The organism is Arsenophonus sp. ENCA (assembly GCF_002287155.1).
GTDB classification, from domain to species: Bacteria; Pseudomonadota; Gammaproteobacteria; order Enterobacterales; family Enterobacteriaceae; genus Arsenophonus; species Arsenophonus nilaparvatae.
Genome location: NZ_NHNG01000631.1, coordinates 1 through 1,406 on the forward strand (window position 1 = coordinate 1; position 1,406 = coordinate 1,406).

The window sequence follows — 1,406 nt, forward strand, 5'->3', positions numbered from 1 at the left end:
AAACTGGACAAATTTGTCTAGTTAGCTTTGAGGGCAAGAATGGTGGAACGTTTGCCCATGAAATTATTGCTATGAATATGCTGGATGGATACGTCCTGATTTTCGTATCAAAGTTAATCAAACTTTTTTAGATTTTAAAGCAGGCAAATTAGCGCCTGTTGCCATAGACCCTATGGTTGTATTAAATGATCCAGCTGTGATGAGAGGCTTGTTGCTAAATTATAGTGAAAAAATCCTTGATCGTGACCATCAAATAGCAGAAATGAAACCCGATGTAGCTGCCTTAGAACGCATCGCTAAATCCGATGGTGCTATGTGTGTGACTGATACAGCCAAGCAACTACAAATACGCCCCAAACAGCTATTTGATTTTCTGAGTGAAAATAAATGGATTTACAGACGATTAGGTAGCCCGTGGATTGGTTATCAGGACAAGATTCAACAGGGGTTGATTGAGCATAAAGTGACAACGATTACCCGAAATGATGGAGTTGATGAAACTAAAACACAGGTTCGCATCACACCAAAAGGGATTGCTAAATTGGCAAAACTGTTAAGCGTGGGGGTGGCAGCATGAGTAACGCCATTTCTACWATTAATGTCTCATTTTATGGTGATGATTTGTACGTTGTAAATTACAACAATGAACCGTATGTACCCATGAAGCCCATCGTTGAGGGTATGGGGTTAGCCTGGCAATCACAATTTGAGAAATTAAAACAACGCTTTAGCAAAGGTATCACGGAAATCGTTATACCTACAAAAGGTGGTCAACAATCAATGATTTGCTTGGCTCTCCGTAAACTTGCTGGGTGGTTGGCAACCATCAGCCCAAACAAAGTTAAGTCAGAAATCCGTGACAAAGTTATTCAGTATCAAGAAGAGTGCGACGATGTTCTCTATGAGTATTGGACGACTGGAGAAGTCAAGAAAAAAGAAGATAAATTATCGGTGCTTAATCGCTTATCAGGCGAAAGTGGTAGAATTTTGATCACGATAAAAAATAATCAAATTTTTCGCACTGACATGGTGCTCGAAAATGAGCATTTGTTAACACTGGACTCTTTTATGGAGTTGGCTCATCGTGCAGGGTACTTAATCATCCGTAAAGACAAATTGTTGTCACTGCCCAATGAGTGGTAATTCGTAATAAATCAATCATCGTGTAATTTACAGGTCACTGCTCAGGTGGCTTTTTTTATGGAGTCAAGTTAATGGATGAATTTAAATGGCGAACTCAAATTCAAGACAGCCCAACGGGCGAATACCGACATAGAATCAAAGAAGTGGAATTTGGTGATGGCTACAAGCAGGTATCCGCCGATGGGATCCATCCCGAATCGCAATCCTGGCCATTTACCTATTTAGGCAAAAAGGATGAAGTGATGCCTATCTTTAATTTTATT

At 39.9% G+C, this 1,406-nt stretch carries 2 protein-coding genes and 1 pseudogene; all 3 read left to right on the plus strand.

Going from position 1 to position 1,406, the window contains the following annotated elements; all coding sequences use genetic code 11:
• Positions 1–211: 211 nt before the first annotated feature.
• The gene (locus CBG25_RS16315) at positions 212–577 is read left to right on the plus strand and encodes a phage antirepressor KilAC domain-containing protein (protein ID WP_290607928.1); all 366 of its coding nucleotides are present in this window, start codon (positions 212–214) and stop codon (positions 575–577) included.
• Positions 574–936 (plus strand): annotated as a pseudogene (locus CBG25_RS16320) (phage antirepressor N-terminal domain-containing protein); the annotation flags it as partial. The gene CBG25_RS16315 and the pseudogene CBG25_RS16320, both read left to right, overlap by 4 nt.
• 278 nt (positions 937–1,214) lie before the next feature.
• Positions 1,215–1,406 (plus strand): phage tail protein (locus CBG25_RS16325; protein WP_290607929.1); only part of this gene is annotated, 192 nt, incomplete at its 3' end.